A 1,764-nucleotide genomic window follows, 5' to 3' on the forward strand; every position below is an offset into this window, starting at 1 on the left:
ACGCGCTGGAACAGCTCCCACAACTCATCCGGCACCAGCCGCTCAACGATCCCTGCCATGCCCAGTAGCCTATCGAGCCAAATGAGATGACTTCTTAGTGCGCTGGAAGGAGATGTCGCGCGCAACAGCAGGCACCGTATCGTCGGCTCCGCGCGATGTCATGCACCACGCGATGCGCGGCATAGCCCGCCTGCACAACCTCAATCTCGCCGGATGAGCGAACCGGCCTCACCGTGACTGCTGACATGAGCTGCCGGTGAGCAGGTCGGCCCAGGCCGGTGCCGAGGTCACCGCATCTGCCGGCGCGTCTGCTTCACCTTGCGGTCGATGGCCCACGCGTCGGCCACCGGCCCGAGGTGACCGAGCTTGTCGGGGTTGATCACCGAGCGGATGGTCTGGATCTGCCCGTCGAGTATGTCGAGGGCCAGGGTTTGGAGGACCTTGCCGTCCCGGTCGTGGAAGACCGCGCCAGGCTGGCCGTTGATCTCGTGCGGCTCGAACGTCACGTCGATCCGGGGCATCAGCGGGTAGACGGCGGCGAGCAGTCGGGCCACGTTCTCGGCGCCGATGACGGCCCTGGCCAGTTGCGGGGCCTTGCCGCCGCCGTCCCCCATCAGTCGGACGTCGGCGGACAGCAGATTCTGCAGTCCGTCGACGTCGCCGTTCTTCAGCGCGTCGAAGAAACGCGTCGCCAGTTCCCGCCTTTCCCGACGGTCCGCTTCGAACCGTGGTGGCCCGGCCTGCATGTGCCGCCGTGCCCGCACCAGCAACTGTCGGCACGCCGCCTCCGATCGTCCCACCGCCGCGGAGATCTCGTCGAACCCGAAGGCGAACACCTCGCGCAGCACGAACACCGACCGCTCCAGCGGGCTGAGCCGCTCCAGGAGGAGCAGCGCCGCCATCGACACCGAGTCGGCCAGCTCCGCCGAACGTGCCGGATCGTCGTAGGGGTCGGTGAGCAGCGGCTCGGGGAACCACGGTCCGACGTACATCTCCCTCTTCACCCGGGCGGAGCGCAGCACGTCGATCGAGATACGGGTCACCGTGGCGGACAGAAACGCCTTGGTCGACGTGGGCCGGGTCGCCGAGCCGTCGAAGCGCAGCCACGTCTCCTGCACCGCGTCCTCGGCCTCGCCCACGCTGCCCAGAATCCGGTAGGCGATCGAGAACAGCAGCGGCCGCAGTTCCTCGAACTCCTCGACCTTGCTCACGTCTGGTCCCCTCGCGTTCTCCCGCCCGGCCGCTCTCGGCGACGCGGGCCTCTTCTGAAGGCCATCTGCTCGGCCGGTGGCCCGGCCCGGCGGCCGTGGTCCGCCACCGGCCCGGGAACGAGCAATCACCACTCAGTGGAACTGCCCGGCCACGTAGTCGCCGGCCGGCTGCCGGGTGATGACGTTCAGCCGGTTCGCCGTGTTCATGAAGGACACCAGCATCACCAGGGCGGTGAGCTGCTCCTCGTCGTGGTGCTCGGCAGCACGCGCCCATGCCTCGTCGGTGACCCCGCCGGCCGCGTCCGCGATCCGGGTGCCCTGCTCCGCCAGCTCCAGCGCGGCACGCTCGGCCTCGGTGAAGACCGTCGTCTCCCGCCACGCCGTCACCACGTTCAGCCGCTCCGCCGTCTCTCCCGCCGCCGCAGCCTCCTTGGTGTGCATGTCGATGCAGACGGCGCAGCCGTTGATCTGGCTCACCCGCAGCGCCACCAGCTCCTGCGTCGCGGCCGGCAGCGGCGACTCCTTGAGTGCCCTGCCCACCGCCATGAAGTGC

Annotated in this window: 2 protein-coding genes; both read right to left on the reverse strand. The window is 69.1% G+C overall.

Annotated elements, in window-relative coordinates; translation table 11 throughout:
- Positions 1-287: 287 nt before the first annotated feature.
- Entirely contained in the window at positions 288-1,211 is a 924-nt protein-coding gene (locus ACWEQO_RS24420; RefSeq protein ID WP_452985234.1) for an RNA polymerase sigma-70 factor, read from the reverse strand.
- A gap of 132 nt (positions 1,212-1,343) precedes the next feature.
- Positions 1,344-1,764: carboxymuconolactone decarboxylase family protein (locus ACWEQO_RS24425; RefSeq protein ID WP_452985235.1), on the reverse strand; the 421-nt coding region annotated here is incomplete at its 5' end.

The sequence above is a fragment of the Streptomyces sp. NPDC004051 genome, assembly GCF_053604275.1.